At 34.7% G+C, this 1,871-nt stretch carries 2 protein-coding genes and 1 pseudogene; 2 read left to right on the forward strand and 1 reads right to left on the reverse strand.

Translation table 11 applies throughout. The features are described 5' to 3' along the window. A pseudogene (locus AC1DJR_RS28340) lies at nucleotides 1-130 on the forward strand (DUF3952 domain-containing protein); the annotation flags it as partial. Nucleotides 131-479: 349 nt separating this feature from the next. On the opposite strand, the gene AC1DJR_RS28345 reads toward AC1DJR_RS28340, so the two are convergent. Next, nucleotides 480-1,265: a GNAT family N-acetyltransferase gene (locus AC1DJR_RS28345; protein WP_429688809.1), complete on the reverse strand. Its 786-nt coding sequence runs from the start codon at nucleotides 1,263-1,265 to the stop codon at nucleotides 480-482. Between the two features lie 132 nt (nucleotides 1,266-1,397). On the opposite strand from AC1DJR_RS28345, the gene ytfJ reads away from it, so the two are divergent. Continuing rightward, on the forward strand, nucleotides 1,398-1,823 hold the full coding sequence (ytfJ, locus tag AC1DJR_RS28350; protein ID WP_477004083.1) for a GerW family sporulation protein: 426 nt from the start codon (nucleotides 1,398-1,400) through the stop codon (nucleotides 1,821-1,823). Nucleotides 1,824-1,871: the final 48 nt, after the last annotated feature.

Below are 1,871 nucleotides of genomic sequence, written 5' to 3' on the forward strand. Positions count from 1 at the left end.
AAATGATGAAGGTAAAATGTTAACACATAGTCAGCAAATATATGTGTATTTTAGTAGTGAAAAAGATAATAATCAAGAAGCTACGAAAGAGTATGTAAATTATAAAAAGAAATATGAAAATAATAAATGATTAAGTAAGTGAATGAAAGACCGAAAGTTGAGGAGGTTTTAGGTGATGCAATTACTTCTAATTGTATCATGATGGAATATTTAGAGAGATTAGTGTGGTGAATGTTTAATAATTATTTCTAGTTGTATTGGAGAGAATTAGAGCATAAAAATGCAGCCCCAATTGCTAGACTATATGTAACAATTGGGGACGTTTATCTATCCAAATTTAGTTTGAATACATAACATGTTTTAGTTAGAGTATTGCTCCGCAAGTAGTTTCTCCATCTTCATAACAACGGTGTGAAGTTTTTGTGTAATCGGCTTTTATTGCTAAGTTACAACTATTTCCTCTTATAGAGTACTTCTTATTATCGATACATCGTCCACATTCCAATGTCTTTAAATCCTAGTCGTTTATAAATTCGTCCAGCAGCTGGATTGTTATAAAATAAGCAAAGTGTTCGTCCTTCTTTCGTAAAGTCTTGAATCATTTTTTGCAATATGAGTGAGGCATATCCATTTCCGCGGTAATCCGGGTGTGTACATACACCAACTACCATTGCGGATAATGAATTTTCAGCGGAAGTTGAGGCGGATGCGATGATTGCGCCGTCTTTTTCAATATAATATGTACGTCCTGTATTTGTTTCAATAGCTTGCCTTAAAATTTTTTCTGATTCATTAGCAGTCGGGAATTCAGCGATGTCACTTCGTAATTTCATAATTCGTTCTATATCATCGAGTGAGGCAAGTTTAATTGTTTCATGAATTGGTGTGCTAGGTAAGTTGCTGTCATTTAGACATTCGCAAAAATACATTTCATTTTTGGCGCCTAGTTGTACACTTGGAGCAGTTTCAAATCTTTCTACAATAGTTGACTTGCCAGAGAGTTTAAGCGGCTTATATGCGGAAAGAAGTGCCTCATAGTCAGTAACCACAAACTCTTCTTTACTATACGGTATAAATGTATCGTGAAAGCGAAGTAAAATCGATTTTAATGTTCCATTCTCTTTATATACGCCCCATAATTCTTGAAAGTCTGTTTCATAACCGAATGCTTCTAAATCCCCAATAATAAACAAGTTAAGGGCTGCTTCTTCTTTTAGGTAAGCGAATACTTGTTCATGATCTTTCTTTGTTAATTTTCTCATCATAAAAAATCGACCTCTTTTTTTATTTTTCTAAATATTACAACTTAAGTTTTTTGAAATCAATATAAAATTTTATGTTTAGTTCACCAACTTTCGGAAAAACTAGGAAAGATATGACAAAGGAGGTTATGAACGGTGGATCATCCAATTCAAGGGTTAATGAAAGCGGCAATGGAAAATTTAAAAGAAATGGTCGATGTAAATACGATTGTTGGAGAGCCTGTTCAAACGGCTGACGGTGGTGTAGTGTTAACGGTTTCTAAAGTAGCGTTCGGTTTTGGAGCAGGAGGTTCTGATTTCCAAACGAATGATGGACAAAGAGCGAACGGTAACCCTGCATTTGGTGGCGGTAGCGCGGGTGGTGTTTCTATTACACCAGTAGCATTTCTWGTMGTGAATAAAGAYGGRRTAAATATTCTKCATCTACAAAATGCGACACATTTAGCAGAAAAAATAATTGAATTAGCTCCACAAACAATTGATAAAATTCAATCGATGTTCCAAACAGATGAAAAGAAAGAGGGAAATCATCACCCTCAAAACCCAGATGAAATCCTTTAAAAACGCCTGCTCATAAGCAGGCGTTTTTTCTTGTAATCAGTATGTAAT

The sequence above is a fragment of the Bacillus sp. 05T31 genome, assembly GCF_056396725.1.